13 protein-coding genes are annotated in these 15,950 nt (G+C 62.6%); 6 read left to right on the forward strand and 7 right to left on the reverse strand.

What is annotated here, in order from left to right; genetic code table 11:
* Positions 1–197: 197 nt before the first annotated feature.
* On the forward strand, positions 198–1,181 hold the full coding sequence (locus tag B015_RS0112480) for an AraC family transcriptional regulator (protein WP_245262167.1): 984 nt from the start codon (positions 198–200) through the stop codon (positions 1,179–1,181).
* 44 nt (positions 1,182–1,225) lie between these two features.
* Here B015_RS0112480 and B015_RS0112485 read toward each other — a convergent pair whose 3' ends face one another.
* Together B015_RS0112485 and B015_RS0112490 are read right to left on the reverse strand one after the other, a co-directional pair.
* Complete coding sequence (locus tag B015_RS0112485; RefSeq protein WP_081623472.1) at positions 1,226–1,672, reverse strand: DUF1801 domain-containing protein; 447 nt, start codon at positions 1,670–1,672, stop codon at positions 1,226–1,228.
* Complete coding sequence (locus B015_RS0112490) at positions 1,665–2,393, reverse strand: amino acid racemase (RefSeq protein ID WP_018428034.1); 729 nt, start codon at positions 2,391–2,393, stop codon at positions 1,665–1,667. Before B015_RS0112490 ends, B015_RS0112485 begins: the two co-directional genes overlap by 8 nt.
* Before the next feature lie 991 nt (positions 2,394–3,384).
* On the opposite strand from B015_RS0112490, the gene uvrA reads away from it, so the two are divergent.
* Positions 3,385–6,306, forward strand: coding sequence for an excinuclease ABC subunit UvrA (uvrA, locus tag B015_RS0112495; protein WP_018428035.1), 2,922 nt, complete (start codon positions 3,385–3,387; stop codon positions 6,304–6,306).
* 438 nt (positions 6,307–6,744) lie between these two features.
* On the opposite strand, the gene B015_RS0112500 is transcribed toward uvrA, so the two are convergent.
* The gene (locus tag B015_RS0112500; RefSeq protein WP_018428036.1) at positions 6,745–7,572 is read right to left on the reverse strand and encodes an aspartyl/asparaginyl beta-hydroxylase domain-containing protein; all 828 of its coding nucleotides are present in this window, start codon (positions 7,570–7,572) and stop codon (positions 6,745–6,747) included.
* A gap of 374 nt (positions 7,573–7,946) precedes the next feature.
* Here B015_RS0112500 and B015_RS0112505 point away from each other — a divergent pair, with 374 nt between their 5' ends.
* The gene (locus B015_RS0112505) at positions 7,947–8,747 is read left to right on the forward strand and encodes a DUF72 domain-containing protein (RefSeq protein ID WP_040456194.1); all 801 of its coding nucleotides are present in this window, start codon (positions 7,947–7,949) and stop codon (positions 8,745–8,747) included.
* A 107-nt stretch (positions 8,748–8,854) separates the two neighbouring features.
* On the opposite strand, the gene B015_RS0112510 is transcribed toward B015_RS0112505, so the two are convergent.
* A complete protein-coding gene (locus tag B015_RS0112510) occupies positions 8,855–9,481 on the reverse strand; it encodes a TetR/AcrR family transcriptional regulator (RefSeq protein WP_018428038.1) in 627 nt (208 codons plus the stop codon).
* A 96-nt stretch (positions 9,482–9,577) separates the two neighbouring features.
* Here B015_RS0112510 and B015_RS0112515 point away from each other — a divergent pair, with 96 nt between their 5' ends.
* Entirely contained in the window at positions 9,578–10,336 is a 759-nt protein-coding gene (locus B015_RS0112515) for an SDR family oxidoreductase (RefSeq protein ID WP_018428039.1), read from the forward strand.
* A gap of 277 nt (positions 10,337–10,613) precedes the next feature.
* Here B015_RS0112515 and B015_RS0112520 read toward each other — a convergent pair whose 3' ends face one another.
* Both B015_RS0112520 and B015_RS33245 read right to left on the reverse strand, forming a co-directional pair.
* Positions 10,614–12,110 carry a bifunctional ADP-dependent NAD(P)H-hydrate dehydratase/NAD(P)H-hydrate epimerase gene (locus B015_RS0112520; protein ID WP_018428040.1) on the reverse strand — a complete coding sequence of 499 codons (1,497 nt, stop codon included), beginning with the start codon at positions 12,108–12,110 and terminating at the stop codon, positions 10,614–10,616.
* Positions 12,092–12,376 (reverse strand): hypothetical protein, encoded by a 285-nt coding sequence (locus B015_RS33245; RefSeq protein WP_157632719.1) that lies wholly within the window; start codon positions 12,374–12,376, stop codon positions 12,092–12,094. Before B015_RS33245 ends, B015_RS0112520 begins: the two co-directional genes overlap by 19 nt.
* A 72-nt stretch (positions 12,377–12,448) precedes the next feature.
* Between B015_RS33245 and B015_RS0112525 the strand changes: the two genes are divergently transcribed.
* Positions 12,449–12,787 (forward strand): P-II family nitrogen regulator, encoded by a 339-nt coding sequence (locus B015_RS0112525; RefSeq protein WP_018428041.1) that lies wholly within the window; start codon positions 12,449–12,451, stop codon positions 12,785–12,787.
* Between the two features lie 53 nt (positions 12,788–12,840).
* On the forward strand, positions 12,841–14,250 hold the full coding sequence (gene glnA / locus B015_RS0112530) for a type I glutamate--ammonia ligase (protein WP_026227210.1): 1,410 nt from the start codon (positions 12,841–12,843) through the stop codon (positions 14,248–14,250).
* 110 nt (positions 14,251–14,360) lie between these two features.
* Here glnA and B015_RS0112535 read toward each other — a convergent pair whose 3' ends face one another.
* On the reverse strand, positions 14,361–15,932 hold the full coding sequence (locus tag B015_RS0112535; RefSeq protein WP_018428043.1) for a GMC family oxidoreductase: 1,572 nt from the start codon (positions 15,930–15,932) through the stop codon (positions 14,361–14,363).
* Between the last annotated feature and the right edge of the window lie 18 nt (positions 15,933–15,950).

Consider the following 15,950-nt stretch of genomic DNA (forward strand, 5'->3'; position numbering starts at 1 on the left):
CTCCCTTTGCCGGACCGCCTTTTCTTGGAAAGGTCCCGGTCCTCCACGGCAGAGAATGCCCGCATCCCGGCAAAACGCTATCCGGCAAACGTTCGGACTATCCAGAAAACGAAATAATCGTTTTCCCCGCCTGCGGCATTTCAGGCTCCGGTTGGCGGCCGTCCGAACTGTGTTACCATCCCTGGATGGAAACGGACGTGGCAACGCGCGCGGCCCCGCTTTCACGGCATGTCCTGTTTCAGTCCGACGACCTCGACTGCGCCAGGGAGCGGGTAGCCCAGAAGTTCTGCAACCACCGGCTCGACATCATCGGCGACCGGCGTCCCTTCCGCGCTGCCCATCATCATGTCCGCGGCGACATGATCTCGCTCAACTACATCAGCTATGGTGCCGACGTTCTGATCGACCCAGGCGAACTCGGCCATTTCTACCTGATCCAGATCCCGCTCGCCGGCGCCGCCACCATCCGCAACGGCCGCAAGGAATTCGTCTCCCATGGCGGCGCCGCCTCCGTGCTCAACCCGCATTGGGCCACCCGCATGCGCTGGTGGCAGGACTGCGCGCAGCTGCTTGTTCAGGTTCGGAGGACGCCGTTCCAGGCTTTTGCCGAGCGCGTGCTCGACCGCGAGTTGCCTGACGCCGTCAGCTTCGATCCGGAAATCGATATGACGCGGCCCGAGATGATCGCCTGGCGCGGCTTCATCGACGCCCTTGTCCATGATGCCGAACGGGAGCCCTCGCCCGCGGCCGATCTCAGCCGCGCCTTCCGCGAACAGCAATTGCTCGAGTTTTTCATCCGGGCGCAGCCGGGCAATCTCGCGCCCTTCATGGACGGGCGTAGCCAGGCCACAGCACCTCGCCATGTCAGACGTGCCGAAGAGTTCATCCGCACCCATGCCGAGGCACCCATCGCCCTGCTCGACATCGCCGAGGCATCGGGCGTCAACTGCCGCACGCTCCAGCTCGCCTACAAGTCGACCTACGGCTTCTCGCCCATGCACGCGCTGCACAAGGAGCGCATGCGCCGCGTGCGCTACGACCTGCTGCAGGGCGACGCGGCAACCTCGGTCGCCGACATTGCCCTCAAATGGGGCTTTTCCCATTTGGGCCGCTTCTCGGCCGCCTACCGCCAGGAATTCGGCGAACTGCCGCGCCAGACCTTGCGCAACCGGGCTGGCTGACCTTCTGACCCACGCCGCTTGACGGGCAGCGGCCCGCAGTCGCCTCATGGACGCAAGCCAGCTCCCTTGCGTTGATGATAGGTCAGCGCCGCCCGCAGGCAGAATGCCAGTGCAGCCTCTGGAATGGCCGCGTCTGCGGGAACGATCACCGCCCTGTTGCCCTCGAACTCCAGCTCGCCGCCAAGATGAGATCGGAAGGTCTCTACCAGCGTCGTGTTGCAGTTGAAGAACACCGCGCACCTGCCGGGCAAGGACCTGGTTGCGCCCAGCCGGACCGTCGATCCGCTGCCGCTTGCTTGCGTCAGATAGGCAGGCTCGCCCCATTTGAGCGTTTCGGTCAGCGTCCCCACGCCTTCGGTTTCCGCCGCGACCTCGAAGATCAGGTCACGGATGTCGAGCAACCGGGTCCGCACTGTCTCGGGATGACGCGAGAGCGCTTCGAGGATCGGTTTAGGTGCCGGCGGCGCGGGCGCCTTTGCAACCTCATGCATGCTGCACCTCGTCGGCCAGCGCCAGCTCGACCGCGGCCTCGGCATGGATCTTGACCATGTCATAAGCTGGCATCGGATAGTCCTCCATGGCCAGCACCAACGGCAGCTCCGTACAGGCCACGACGACCGCTTCTGCCCCCTGCGCCTGCAGGCCCTGCGCCACACGCAGCAGCAGCGATTTGGATTCCGGCTTGACGATGCCAAGCGTCAGTTCGTCGATGATCATCCTGTGCACGGCCAGGCGTTCGTCCTCCGGCGGCACAAGCGCTCCGATGCCGAACTGCCGGTTGAGTCTCTCAGCGAGAAAACCAAGTTCCATCGTGTAGCGTGTGCCCAGCAGCCCGACCCGCTTGTGTCCGGCCGCCTGCAACAGCTTGCCGGTCGGATCGGCGATATGCAGCAGCGGGATGCTGATGGCGTCGGCGACCTTGTCGGCGACGTAATGCGGCGTCACCGCCGTCAGCATGGCGAAAGCGGCACCGCCCGCCTCCAGATGCCGCGCCGCCTTGGTGATCACCTCGGCAATCCGATCCCAATCGCCCTTGGCGGCAAGGTCGTTCAGTTCGTCGAAGTCGAGCGAATACATCAGCGACCGCGCATTGTGATGCCCACCCAGCCTGCCATGTGCCGCCTGATTGATCAGACGATAATAGAGCGCGCTGGATTCCCAGCTCATGCCCCCAAGCAAACCGATCAGTTCAGTCTGGCGTCCGGTCATCATCTTCCCCCCCAAGCGCCCGGAACAGACATCGGACGACAGACATCAGTTCGGGATCAACAGGAAGTTATTCAAGTCCGACAGCAAGCTGAACCCGTTCCATGTGAACGGTACTTGACGATAGGCGTCCGGCGGACTTGAAGCCAGCGTCCTGTCTATGTCACCGCACAAATTCCGCTAGCTGTGGAAGGACCCAGGCCACGAGTGTGTATTCTCGCAGACATTCTGACGAGATCTAGGCTGACCTCTGCGCAATAATCGGGATTCTTGCTGCCGCCAGAAATCTTGAAGCCAGTCGCCTAGTTCTTGAATCCTATCCCAAAAACATGGCCCCGCCGCTCCGGGGGAGCGCACGGGGCCTTTTATCGGGTTGTGCCCTTGATTGCCGGGAGTGGTTTACCGGCTTGCTATCTCGGATGCGTAGTGGCGCTCGGCCACAGATCCGACCATGGTCTCAAATTGTAAGGGGATCAACAGATCACGGTTTGCCAGGCTTTTCACAAGGAATTGCCGCACCTGTGCCTGCTGCGGTTCCGTCTGCTTAGCGGAACCTTTTGGGACTGTCCGGTGGAGTCATGCCTAGCTCCTACGTCAGTTGTGCCAATTGTGCGCCCGCTGCTCAACTCGCGTGTCTGCGGCGTCTCGCAGACCGACCGTAGCATGGTGAGGAGCCCTCAAGGGAGGCTCGGCCTCAGGCGACATCAGCAGTCTGCATCCCTGATTCGGTCACGTCAACTACAACATTGTTAGAGGGAAAAAATGTGATCGAAGGTCGGGTTCAGCCGCTCTGATCCAGCCAACACTCCTGCCATACCGTTGTCAGCATGGCGTTCGGCCTTTGTTCTTTTCACTTGCCCGCCGGCGCCAAAGGCGCTTAAACGCAATGCGGAGTGAACGGCCGCCTCTCGACCGGGCGGCAAAAATACCTACATGAGGGGATGGTCGGGCAAACCCGCCACTCCGAGCAATTCCAGATTTGAGGCGCGGCGCGGCAATGGCCGATCATAAGTACATTTCCATTCGCGGTGCGCGCGAACACAATCTCAAGAATGTCGACCTCGACCTGCCGCGTGACCGGCTGATCGTGATGACCGGCCTGTCCGGCTCGGGCAAGTCGTCGCTCGCCTTCGACACCATCTATGCCGAGGGTCAGCGCCGTTATGTCGAGAGCCTCTCGGCCTATGCCCGCCAGTTCCTCGAGATGATGCAAAAGCCCGACGTCGACCAGATCGACGGCCTGTCGCCGGCAATCTCGATCGAGCAGAAGACGACGTCGCGCAACCCGCGCTCGACGGTCGGCACCGTCACCGAGATCTACGACTACATGCGCCTTCTGTTTGCGCGCGTCGGTGTGCCCTATTCGCCGGCCACCGGCCTGCCGATCGAGAGTCAGACTATCTCGCAGATGGTCGACCGCGTGCTGGCGCTGGACGAAGGCACCCGCCTGTTCATCCTTGCCCCCATCGTCCGTGGCCGCAAGGGCGAGTACAAGAAGGAGTTGGCCGAGCTTCAGAAGAAGGGCTTCCAGCGCGTCAAGATCGACGGCGCTTTCTACGAAATCGGCGAAGCGCCTGTTCTCGACAAGAAGTACAAGCATGACATCGACGTCGTCGTCGACCGCATCGTCGTCCGCCCCGATCTCGCCACCCGCCTGGCGGATTCGATGGAAACGGCGCTGAAGCTCGCCGATGGCCTTGCCGTCGCCGAGTTCGCCGACAGGCCGCTCGACGCCAGCCAGACCGGCGAGGACTCGGTCAACAAGTCCGCCAACGAAACCCACGAGCGCATTCTTTTCTCGGAAAAATTCGCCTGTCCCGTCTCGGGCTTCACCATTCCCGAGATCGAGCCGCGGCTGTTTTCGTTCAACAATCCGTTCGGCGCCTGCCCGGCCTGCGACGGTCTCGGCAATCAGCGCGCCATCGACCCGGCCCTAATAGTGCCCGAGGACCATGTCTCGCTGCGCGAGGGTGCTGTCGCGCCCTGGGCCAAGTCGACCTCGCCCTATTACGCCCAGACGCTGGAAGCGCTCGGCAAGGTCTATGGCTTCAAGCTCGGCGATCGCTGGCGCGACCTCTCGTCGGAAGCCCAGGAAGCCATCCTGCACGGCACGGGTGCTAAGGAAATCACCTTCAACTATGATGACGGCCTGCGCTCCTACAAGACGACCAAGACCTTCGAGGGCGTGATCCCCAACCTCGAACGCCGCTGGAAGGAAACCGAATCCGCCTGGATGCGCGAGGAGATCGAGCGCTTCATGTCGGCGACGCCCTGCCCGGCTTGCGCTGGCTATCGCCTCAAGCCCGAGGCGCTCGCCGTCAAGGTTGGCGGCAAGCACATCGGCGAGGTCACCGGCCAGTCGATCCGCAAGGCCAACGCCTGGTTCGAAGAGCTTCCGGCCCTCCTCAACGACAAGCAGAACGAGATCGCCGTCCGCGTCCTCAAGGAGATCCGCGAGCGCCTGCGCTTCCTCAACGACGTCGGCCTCGACTATCTGACGCTGTCGCGCAACTCCGGCACGCTGTCGGGTGGCGAAAGCCAGCGCATCCGTCTCGCCTCGCAGATCGGCTCGGGCCTGACAGGCGTGCTCTACGTGCTCGACGAGCCGTCGATCGGCTTGCACCAGCGCGACAACGACCGTCTGCTCGACACGCTGCGCCATCTCAGGGACCTCGGCAACACGGTAATCGTCGTCGAGCATGACGAGGATGCAATCCTGACCGCCGACTATGTCGTCGACATCGGCCCCGCCGCCGGCATCCATGGCGGCAATATCATCGCCGAAGGCACGCCGCAGCAGGTCATGGCCAATCCGAACTCGATCACCGGCAAATATCTGTCGGGCGAGCTTGAGATCGCCACGCCGGCGACGCGCCGCGAGCTGAAAAAGAACAAGCGCATCAAGGTGGTCGGCGCGCGCGGCAACAATCTGAAGAACGTCAGCGCCGAGATCCCGCTGAGCACCTTCACCGCCGTCACAGGCGTGTCGGGCGGCGGCAAGTCGACCTTCCTGATCGAGACTCTGTTCAAGGCGGCGTCGCGCCGCATCATGGGGTCGCGCGAGCACCCGGCCGAGCACGACCGCATCGAGGGTCTCGAATTCCTCGACAAGGTCATCGACATCGACCAGTCGCCCATCGGCCGCACGCCGCGCTCCAACCCGGCCACCTACACCGGCGCGTTCACGCCGATCCGCGACTGGTTCGCCGGCCTGCCGGAGGCCAAGGCGCGCGGCTACCAGCCGGGACGCTTCTCCTTCAACGTCAAGGGCGGCCGCTGCGAGGCCTGCCAGGGTGACGGCGTCATCAAGATCGAGATGCACTTCCTGCCCGACGTCTACGTCACCTGCGACGTCTGCCACGGCAAACGCTACAACCGCGAGACCCTCGACGTGTTGTTCAAGGGCAAGTCGATCGCCGACGTGCTCGACATGACGGTCGAGGAAGGCGTCGAGTTCTTCGCCGCGGTTCCGGCGGTGCGCGACAAGCTGACGACGCTCAACCAGGTCGGCCTGGGGTACATCCACATCGGCCAGCAGGCCAACACGCTGTCGGGCGGCGAAGCCCAGCGCATCAAGCTCGCCAAGGAGTTGTCGCGCAAAGCGACGGGCAAGACGCTCTACATCCTGGACGAGCCGACCACCGGCCTGCATTTCCACGACGTGGCCAAGCTGCTCGAGGTGCTGCACGAACTCGTCGACCAGGGCAACACGGTCGTCGTCATCGAGCACAATCTCGAGGTCATCAAGACCGCCGACTGGGTGCTCGACCTTGGCCCCGAGGGCGGCGACGGCGGCGGCGAGTTGGTGGCGGCAGGCCGTCCCGAGGACATCGTCGCCGAACCGCGCAGCTACACCGGCCGGTTCCTCAAGGACCTGCTGGAACGCCGACCCAAGGGCAAGAGAGAGGCGGCGGAGTAGTCGCCTTTTGCCCCGAAACCGGGTTTTCAGGCTGTACAGCAACGTCCCGCACCACATCTTTGAGTGGCTGGGGATTTACGCCGGCCCTCACGTTGTTCGCCAGTCTGGGCGAAGGATAGGGTCGAGCGATTGGTATGATGTAACCATTGTGGTCGAAGAATCGCCTGCAGTACGATGTTTTGAAGATTGGCTCTCCGTTCGAGGCGATCGCGGACGTCTCGAAATCGAGGTCCTTTATCAGTCTCGAACTGAAATATTGTCGTTCGAAGAGGCTGTCTGGGTTGCTGCAATCAGGGCAGATGCGGAAAAGGGCCCGACCTGAGCGCTTCCGCGACAGACCACCAGGTCATTGCCTGGCAGCAAAGCCCTCGCTGAGGACTTTCCAAGGAAAGCACGAGGCAGCCGGATACGCTCTGCCTCGTTTCACGACTGTAGATTTCAGCCCTTACCGGCGGTCTTGGCGCCTGGCTTCAGCATCTTCCAGTTACCGTAGAAGATCGCGTTGACCTTCTCGACCAGCACCGAAATCACCGAGACGAGGGATGAAATCAGACGCGGGAATGGCGTCGGCCTGACGATGTCCATGAACACGCAGTAGCGCCGGGCGTCATACTGGTTGACCGAGCGATGGATCAGCGTGTCGTCGAAAATGTAGAGCGGATCGTCGTGCCAGTAGTGCTTTTGGTCGCCGCATTCGATGAATATCTGGTCTGTCTTCACCGGCGACAGATTGTAGAGCACGCGCAGCGTCAGGCGGATCGGGCCGTAGTGGAACGACGTCGATTCGCGTCCCGAGAACACCGAAACGGCGATCGTCTTGATGAAGCGGAACTCGCGCTTGAACTCCTGAATGTTGTGCGCGTTCTCCTTGCCGTACCACCTGTACACATACATGCCGCGCCGGCCGGCCTCGAACACCTTGTCGATGTCGCCGACGACCTCGTCCTTGCGCGCCCTAAACGTGTCGAGCACGAAGTCGACCTCCTCCTGCCATTCGGGCGGCAGGTCCTGCAGCTTGTAGATGCCCTTGTTGCGATAGCTCAAAAGGTCGATCAGCAGGTTGAACGGCGACAGAAGCCATGTCGGGATGCCGTTGCCGAGGAAATAGCGCTCGAACACCATGGCGTCGCGGCGCGTGTTGCGCATGACGTCGATCAAGCCGGTGGCGAGGAAAAACAACGTGACCACGGGAATGAAATAAAGCCCCGCGGCAAGGACCACCGCCGCGATGGCCAGCTTGCGGATGGTACGGTTAGACATGCTCATGGTCGGCCCCAGATTGGTGGAAGTCGCTCGAAAAGCCCCGGCACACTCATAGGCGCGGCAAACGCATTTGAACAGCCGGGGGCGACTCTCGGAAAACAGGGTTGAGCACGCCTACATTGCGACAACCTGTACAAATTCACCGAACATACAGGTCAGGCGGCCTTCACTGCCCCAGCTTCGCTGCGCAGCAGCCACCAGCCATAGATGCCGATGGGGCGGGCAATCAGGAATTCCCTGATTTCCGAGAGCTCATAGCCATCTGCGATGCGGCAACGATGTCAGGAGGGTTCGCCGCACGCCTCATCGCGGCTTTGCCGCGGCAGCCTGTTCGGCTAGAAATGGCCGCACAAACGCATGCGCTGAGGGGGTCGTCGATGAGTGGAAAAATCCGTGCCGGCATGGGCGGCTGGACCTTCGAGCCGTGGGAAGGCACGTTCTATCCGGAGAAGCTGTCCAAGGCCAAGCAGCTCCAGTTCGCCGGCAGCCAGGTGCCATCGATCGAGGTCAACGGCACCTATTATTCCGGTTTCAAGGAACCGACCTTCCTGAAATGGGCCTCCGAGACACCTGACGGTTTCGTCTTCTCGCTCAAGGGCAACCGCTTCGTCACCAACCGCCGCGTGCTGGCCGAGGCAGGCGAATCGATCGAGCGTTTCGTCACCCAGGGCATTGCTGCCCTCGGCGAAAAGCTCGGCCCGATCCTGTGGCAGTTCGCCCCCACCAAGAAGTTCGACGCCGACGATTTCGAGGGCTTTCTCAAGCTGCTGCCCGAAAAGCTGGATGGCATCACCCTTCGCCATGCGCTCGAAGTGCGCAATGCGAGCTTCGTCGTGCCCGAATTCGTCCAACTGGCTCGCAAGTACAACGCAGCCATCGTTTATGCCGACCACGCCACCTATCCGGCAATTGCCGACGTGACAGGCGATTTCGTCTATCTCCGGCTGCAGACCGGCAGCGATGACAATCACGACTGCTACACGCCAAAAGCACTCGACGAATGGGTCGAACGTGCAAAGACCTTCGCTGCAGGCGGCGTCCCGGCCGACCTCGACCGCGCCGATCCTTCGACCGAGGCTCCGGTCAAGCCGCGCGACGTGTTCGTCTACTTCATCACCGAGGGCAAGGTCCGCGCCCCGTTCGGCGCCATGGCCTTCATGAAGCGGATCAACGGATAGAGCAATTCCAGAGATCTGTGCGGCGGTTTCCCGCCCGCACCTGCGTCACGACAAAGGACGTTTCCACGGTTCGAAGCGACGCGGAAATGCTCTGATCTCTTGACGCGTCAGACTCCGGCGGCGCGCCCGGAACCAGCCGTCAACGCGTCCCAGCCAGCCATCGCGCCATCGGCCACCGCCAACAGCGTCTCGCGCGTCGCACCGTCGCGCGCCTGTACCGACATGCCCTGCTGTACGGCTATGATGAAGGCAGCCAGCCCGGCGCAGTCGGTCGTTGACGGCAGGTCGCCCTGCTCCACGGCAAGCCGCAGCCGCTCGTTCAGCTGCCGCGTGCTCGACAGCCGGCGCTCACTGAGATCGTTGAACACCTCACGATTGCTTTCGCTGACATTGAGCGCGCCCAGCACGATCAGGCAGCCCCTGGGATCATCGGGTTCGCTGAACGCCCTGGCCGAAGCGCAAAGGAAACTCGCAATCGCCTCCCTGATGCTGCCGGGGCGCTCGAAGGCACCCCAAACCGCGACGCCTTCGGTCGCGCCATAGAGATCGACAGCTTCGCGAAACAACGTCTCCTTGCTGCCGAATGCAGCGTAAAGGCTGGGCGAGTTGATGCCCATCGCTGTCGTCAAATCCGCCAGGGACGACCCGTCATAACCCTTCTTCCAGAATACCCGCATCGCCTGCCGCAAGGCTGCATCGCGATCGAAGCTGCGCGGACGACCCTTCTGAGACATCGAAAGCCTTTCTGTTATGATCGATACATAAATCCCTTGACCACTCGGGGCAAGAGTGCCACCTATTTTGTATTGTTCATTACAGAAAGATGGATCATGCCCACCTCACCCAACGCCACCGACCTCCACGGCAAGGTCGCCCTCGTCACCGGCGGCAGCCGCGGCATCGGTGCGGCCATCGCCCGGCAACTGGCAGCCGCCGGCGCTGATGTCGCCTTGACCTATGCCCGCTCGGCCGAAAAGGCACAGGGCGTCGTCGCTGATATCGAAGCCAAAGGTCGCCGCGCGATGGCGATCCAAGCCGACAATCTCGATGCGAAGGCTGTCGAGGCAGCCGTCACCAAAACTGTCTCCTCGTTCGGCCGCCTGGACATCCTCGTCAACAGCGCCGGCATCTGGCATGCCGGTACCATCGACACAGTCACGCTGGCCGAGCTCGACGCGGTGATGTCGGTCAATTTCCGTGCCCCCTTTATCGCCTCCCGCGCGGCTTCAGGAGTCATGCCCGAGGGCGGTCGCATCATTTCCATCGGCAGCAATCTCGCCGACCGTGTTCCCTTCGAGGGCATCGGTCTCTATTCGGCCAGCAAGGCAGCACTGGTCGGTCTGACCAAGGGACTGGCGCGCGACCTTGGCCCGCGCGGCATCACCGTCAATATCGTCCATCCCGGCTCCACCGACACCGACATGAACCCGGCCGAAGGTGACGGCGCCGACCACCAGCGCAATCTCATGGCCATCCCGCGCTTCGGCTCCCCCGACGACGTCGCCGGCCTCGTCACCTGGCTCGCCGGCCCCCAGGGCCGCTTCGTCACCGGTGCCGCACTCACCATCGACGGTGGAACCAACGCCTGAGTTACAGGAGCTTTTCCGGCAGGAGCGGTGGAGAACCGTTTTCCATCCTCTTGCGCGCTGCAGTGGCCTGTTTGGCCTGGGCAGATGGCCGTCATCCCGGCTCCGGACCGGCAATGCTGCGCCGTCACAACGCTTCGCCATCGCGGTGTCGGAAATGGGCACCGTGATAGCGCGACGGATCCAGAGCCTCAATCCGAGTGGGTCTCGCTTCGCTCGCCCGGCATGACGGTCTCACAGGTCAGCGCGCCCGAACCGTCCTGGGGGCGCCCTCGCCCCCTCACCCAACCAACCCAGCAGTCACCTCTCTCAGCGCCAGCGGCAGGTCCTCTGCAATCAGCCCTGGCCCGAAACGTCGAGCCGCGTCGGCATGCATCCACACAGCCGCACAGGCAGCCTCGAAATGCGGCATGCCCTGCGCCACCAGAGCTGCGACAATTCCCGACAAGACATCGCCGGAGCCGGCAGTGGCCAGCAGCGGCGTGCCGTTGCTGTTGATTGCGGCCCGCTCGTCAGGCGCGGCGATGACCGTGTCGGGGCCTTTGTAGACGACGACGGCATGCGCCTTCACGGCCGCCGCACGAGCCCGCTCCAGTTTGGACAACGACGCATCGGCAGTTATCTCAGGAAACAGCCGTCCGAACTCGCCATGATGAGGCGTCAGCACCAGCGCCGGCCCGGGTCGTTTTCGCGCTTCGAAAAAGGCTGCCCTCTGTCGCGAAAGCGAGGTGATGCCGTCGGCATCGAGCACCAGCGTGCCAAAACGGCCTGGCGCATGCCCCATCAGTTCAAGCGCGAAGCGGCCCACCTCGGGCTCGGGGCTGAGGCCGGGCCCATAGACCAGCACTGCCGGCCTGCGGGCATCGAGAAAGGCAATGGCGTCCTCGAAACTGTCCGAGCGCCTGAGAATGATCGAGGTCAGATGCGCCGCATTTGCCGACAACGCCGATCCCGGTGACAGCACCGTAACAGCCCCAGCACCCGCGCGCGCAGCAGCCATGGCCGACAGCCGCGCCGCGCCGGTCGCCGCAACCCCGCCGGAGAAGACGCCGACATGGCCGCGGCTGTATTTGTGGTCATTTTCGGCAGGCACCGGAAACTGCCCGCGCCACCAGCCCGGATCGCTCTCCAGGCAGCGCGTTCCGGTGGCAACGATTGTGGCATCGGAAATGCCGATGTCGGCAACCACAACTTCACCGCACAGCGCCCGCCCCGGATAGAGCAGATGGCCGGGCTTCTTGCGCGCGAAGGTCACGGTTACAGTTGCAGCGAAGGCGCCGCCAAGGACATCGCCGCTCGCACCCGAGACGCCCGAAGGCAGGTCGACGGCAACGACGGCGACGTCGGCCGCATTGGCTCGCTCGATGGCCGCAAGCACTTCGCCGCCGAGTGGCTTCGCAAGCCCGGCGCCAAATAGCGCATCGACAACGACATCGTTGCCGCCGGGTGCAAAGGCCGCCAGCGGTTCGGGCGCAACGGCACAGTCGGCTGCCGCCAGGGCGGCGTCGCTCCCGGCCCTTGGCGTACCCAGTGCAAACAGCCTGACGGAATGCCCAGCTTCACTGACCAGACGCGCCACCACATAGCCGTCGCCGCCGTTGTTGCCCGGGCCGCAAAGGACATGGACCGTCTGCGACGACGGAAACCGCTCCAGGATCAGATCGGCGATGGCACCTCCTGCCCGGCGCATGAGGCAATATCCGTCGACCGGGCCGCCAGCAATCGTCAGCCGGTCGGCTTCGGCCATTTCAGTCGGGGTCAGAAGCTCGAATGCCATGGCAACAATCCGGAAAATGCGCTTGTTTGATCCAGAGTTAGCATACCGCAACCATCGATCGGAACAGCGCCGGCACACCCCATCGCACCAGCATACGCCCAAATTTTAGGCAGGCTGCTACCCTTTTGCCCAACGACCATCTTGCCGCAGCGATGAAAATTTGTGCGGCCGCTGGAAAACCCGTAGAGATTGAAGTCGAATCCCCGCCTTTCCAGCGGCTTGCCGTCGACACCGATCAAACTTGCCGCAGATCCGGCAACTGGCATGCTTCGTGCTTGAGATGCGCGTGTGGGTTCGTCGCCCCGATGAAGTTCCCGGCAGTGGAGGCCAGTATTCGCATGAAAAAGATCGAAGCGATCATCAAGCCGTTCAAGCTCGACGAAGTGAAGGAAGCGCTCCAGGAAGCTGGCCTGCAGGGCATCACGGTTACCGAGGCCAAGGGCTTCGGCCGCCAGAAGGGCCACACCGAACTCTACCGCGGCGCCGAATATGTCGTCGACTTCCTGCCCAAGGTGAAGATCGAGGTCGTGCTCGGCGACGAGGCCGTCGAAGGGGCCATCGAAGCAATCCGCAAGGCCGCCCAGACCGGCCGCATCGGCGACGGCAAGATTTTCGTCTCCAACATCGAGGAAGTGGTGCGCATCCGCACCGGCGAGACAGGCATCGACGCCATCTGATCCTGCCTCTCGCAGCAATCAGCGTTCAAACGTCATCACAAGGGAAAATTGATATGACGACAGCCAAAGACGTAATGAAGCAGATCAAGGACAACGACGTTAAGTTCGTTGACCTGCGCTTCACCGATCCGAAGGGCAAGCTCCAGCACGTCACCATGGACATCGCCGAGGTCGAGGAAGAGATGTTCGCCGACGGCGTCATGTTCGACGGCTCGTCGATCGCCGGCTGGAAGGCCATCAACGAATCCGACATGGTCCTGATGCCCGACCTGGACACGGTCCATATGGACCCGTTCTTCGCCCAGTCGACCATGGTCATCCTGTGCGACATCCTCGATCCGGTTTCGGGCGAAGCCTACAACCGCGACCCGCGCGGCATCGCCAAGAAGGCCGAGGCCTATCTGAAGTCGGAAGGCTTCGGCGACACCGTCTATGTCGGCCCGGAAGCCGAATTCTTCGTCTTCGACGACGTCAAGTACAAGGCCGATCCCTACAACACCGGCTTCAAGCTCGACTCGACCGAACTGCCGTCGAACGACGACACCGACTACGAGACCGGCAACCTCGGCCACCGTCCGCGCGTCAAGGGCGGCTATTTCCCGGTTCCTCCGATCGACAGCTGCCAGGACATGCGCTCCGAGATGCTGACGGTGCTGTCCGAGATGGGCGTGCGCGTCGAAAAGCACCACCACGAGGTGGCAGCTGCCCAGCACGAGCTCGGCATCAAGTTCGACACGCTGGTCCGCAACGCCGACAAGATGCTGATCTACAAGTATGTCGTGCACCAGGTCGCCAACGCCTATGGCAAGACGGCCACCTTCATGCCGAAGCCGATCTTCGGTGACAACGGCTCGGGCATGCACGTCCACATCTCGATCTGGAAGAATGGCAAGCCGACCTTCGCCGGCAACGAATATGCCGGCCTGTCGGAAAGCTGCCTCTATTTCATCGGCGGCGTCATCAAGCACGCCAAGGCGATCAACGCCTTCACCAACCCGCTGACCAACTCCTACAAGCGCCTGGTCCCCGGTTACGAGGCTCCGGTCCTGCTCGCCTACTCGGCGCGCAACCGTTCGGCTTCCTGCCGCATCCCGTTCGGCTCGTCGCCGAAGTCGAAGCGCGTCGAGGTTCGTTTCCCCGATCCGGGCGCGAACCCCTATCTCGGTTTCGCCGCCCTGCTAATGGCCGGCCTCGACGGCATCAAGAACAAGATCCACCCCGGTCAGCCGATGGACAAGGATCTGTACGACCTGCCGGCCAAGGAGCTCAAGAAGATCCCGACCGTCTGCGGCTCGCTGCGTGAAGCTCTCCAAAGCCTCGACAAGGACCGCGGCTTCCTCAAGGCCGGCGGCGTCTTCGACGATGACCAGATCGACTCGTTCATCGAGCTGAAGATGGCAGAGGTCATGCGCTTCGAAATGACCCCGCACCCGGTCGAATACGACATGTACTATTCGATCTAAGCATCGAAAAAGACAGAGAAAAGCCCCGGATCACTCCGGGGCTTTTTTGTTTGGCGAGACGGCGATCGACAAATCTCGACGCCGTGGAGGATGCGCTGCCAAACGATGCGTCAGATGCTCTTCGCGCCCATCTGCTCGGCGATGTAGTCGGCCTGGCGGATGGCCAGGGTAACGATCGTCAGCGTCGGGTTCTCGGCAGCTCCGGTGGTGAACTGGCTGCCGTCGGAGACAAACAGGTTCTTGATATCATGCGTCTGGCCCCATTTGTTGACCACGCCGTCGGACGCCTTCTCGCTCATGCGGTTGGTGCCGAGATTGTGGGTCGAGGGGTATGGCGGCGTCGGGAACGTCCTGGTGGCGCCGACCGCGTCATACATCGCCATGCCCTGCTTGTAGGCGTGGTTGCGCATGGCGACGTCATTGGGATGGTCGGTGAACCACACGTCGGGGATCGGCATGCCATATTTGTCCTTCAGCTCGCCATGCAGCTTCACCGCATTCTGCTCCTGCGGCATGTCCTCGCCGACGATCCACATGCCGGCCATGCGGTCGTAGTGATCGAGCGCCGAAGTGAAAGACCGGCCCCAGCCGCCGGGGTCGAGGAACGCCGCCATGAACGGCAGTCCGAGCGACAGCGTCTCGAGTTCGTAACCGCCGACGAAACCGCGCGACGGATCGTGCCTCGCCTCGTCCCGGACGATGCCCGCCATGATCGTGCCGCGCCAGAAATGCACCGGCTTCTCGAATACGGCGTAGACCGAGCCCGTGGTGTGGCGCATGTAGTTCTTGCCCACCTGCCCCGACGAATTGGCAAGCCCGTCGGGATACTTCGACGACGCCGAGTTGAGCAGGATGCGCGGGCTTTCGATCGAGTTGCCGGCGACGCAGACGATGCGCGCTTTCTGGCTCTGCGTCTTGCCTTCCTTGTCGGCATAAACGACTGACGTCACCTTGCCGCTGTCGTCATGCTCAATCTTGAGCACATGGCTGTTGGGCCTGACCTCCAGCTTGCCCGTCGCCTCACCCTTGGGAATTTCGGTGTAGAGCGTCGACCACTTGGCGCCCCATTTGCAGCCCTGGAAGCAGAACCCCGTCTGTTGGCAGCCCATGCGACCGTCGCGTTCGGCCGAGTTGATAGCCATGCGACCAGTGTGGCACTCCTTGTAGCCGAGCTTGTCGGCTCCGGCCTTGAACACCTTGAAATTGTTGTTGCCGGGCAGGCCTTCGATGCCGTTGGTGCGGGTCACGCCCATCTTGTCCTCGGCCTTGGCGTAGTAGGGCTCGAGGTCGGCGAGCGTGATCGGCCAGTCGAGAAGATTGGCCCCCTCTACCTTGCCGTAGTTTGTCAGTGCCTTGAACTCATGCTCCTGGAACCGCAGCGACGCGCCCGCCCAGTGCGTGGTCGTGCCGCCTACCGCCTTGACGATCCAAGCTGGCAGATTGGGAAAGTCCTTGTGCACGCGCCAACCGCCGCCTGTGGTTCGATTGTCGAGCCAGGCGAGTTGGGCGAAGGAGTCCCATTCGTCGTTGACGAAGTCCTCATATTCGATGCGCGGGCCGGCTTCGAGAATGACGACGTCGATGCCCTTTTGGGCGAGTTCGTTGCCAAGCGTGCCGCCGCCGGCTCCGGAGCCGATGATGACGACGACGCTATCGTCGTTGAGACCATAAGGTGCAGGCATGATTTCCTCCCGGGAATG

Source organism: Hoeflea sp. 108 (assembly GCF_000372965.1).
Classification (GTDB): domain Bacteria; phylum Pseudomonadota; class Alphaproteobacteria; order Rhizobiales; family Rhizobiaceae; genus Aminobacter.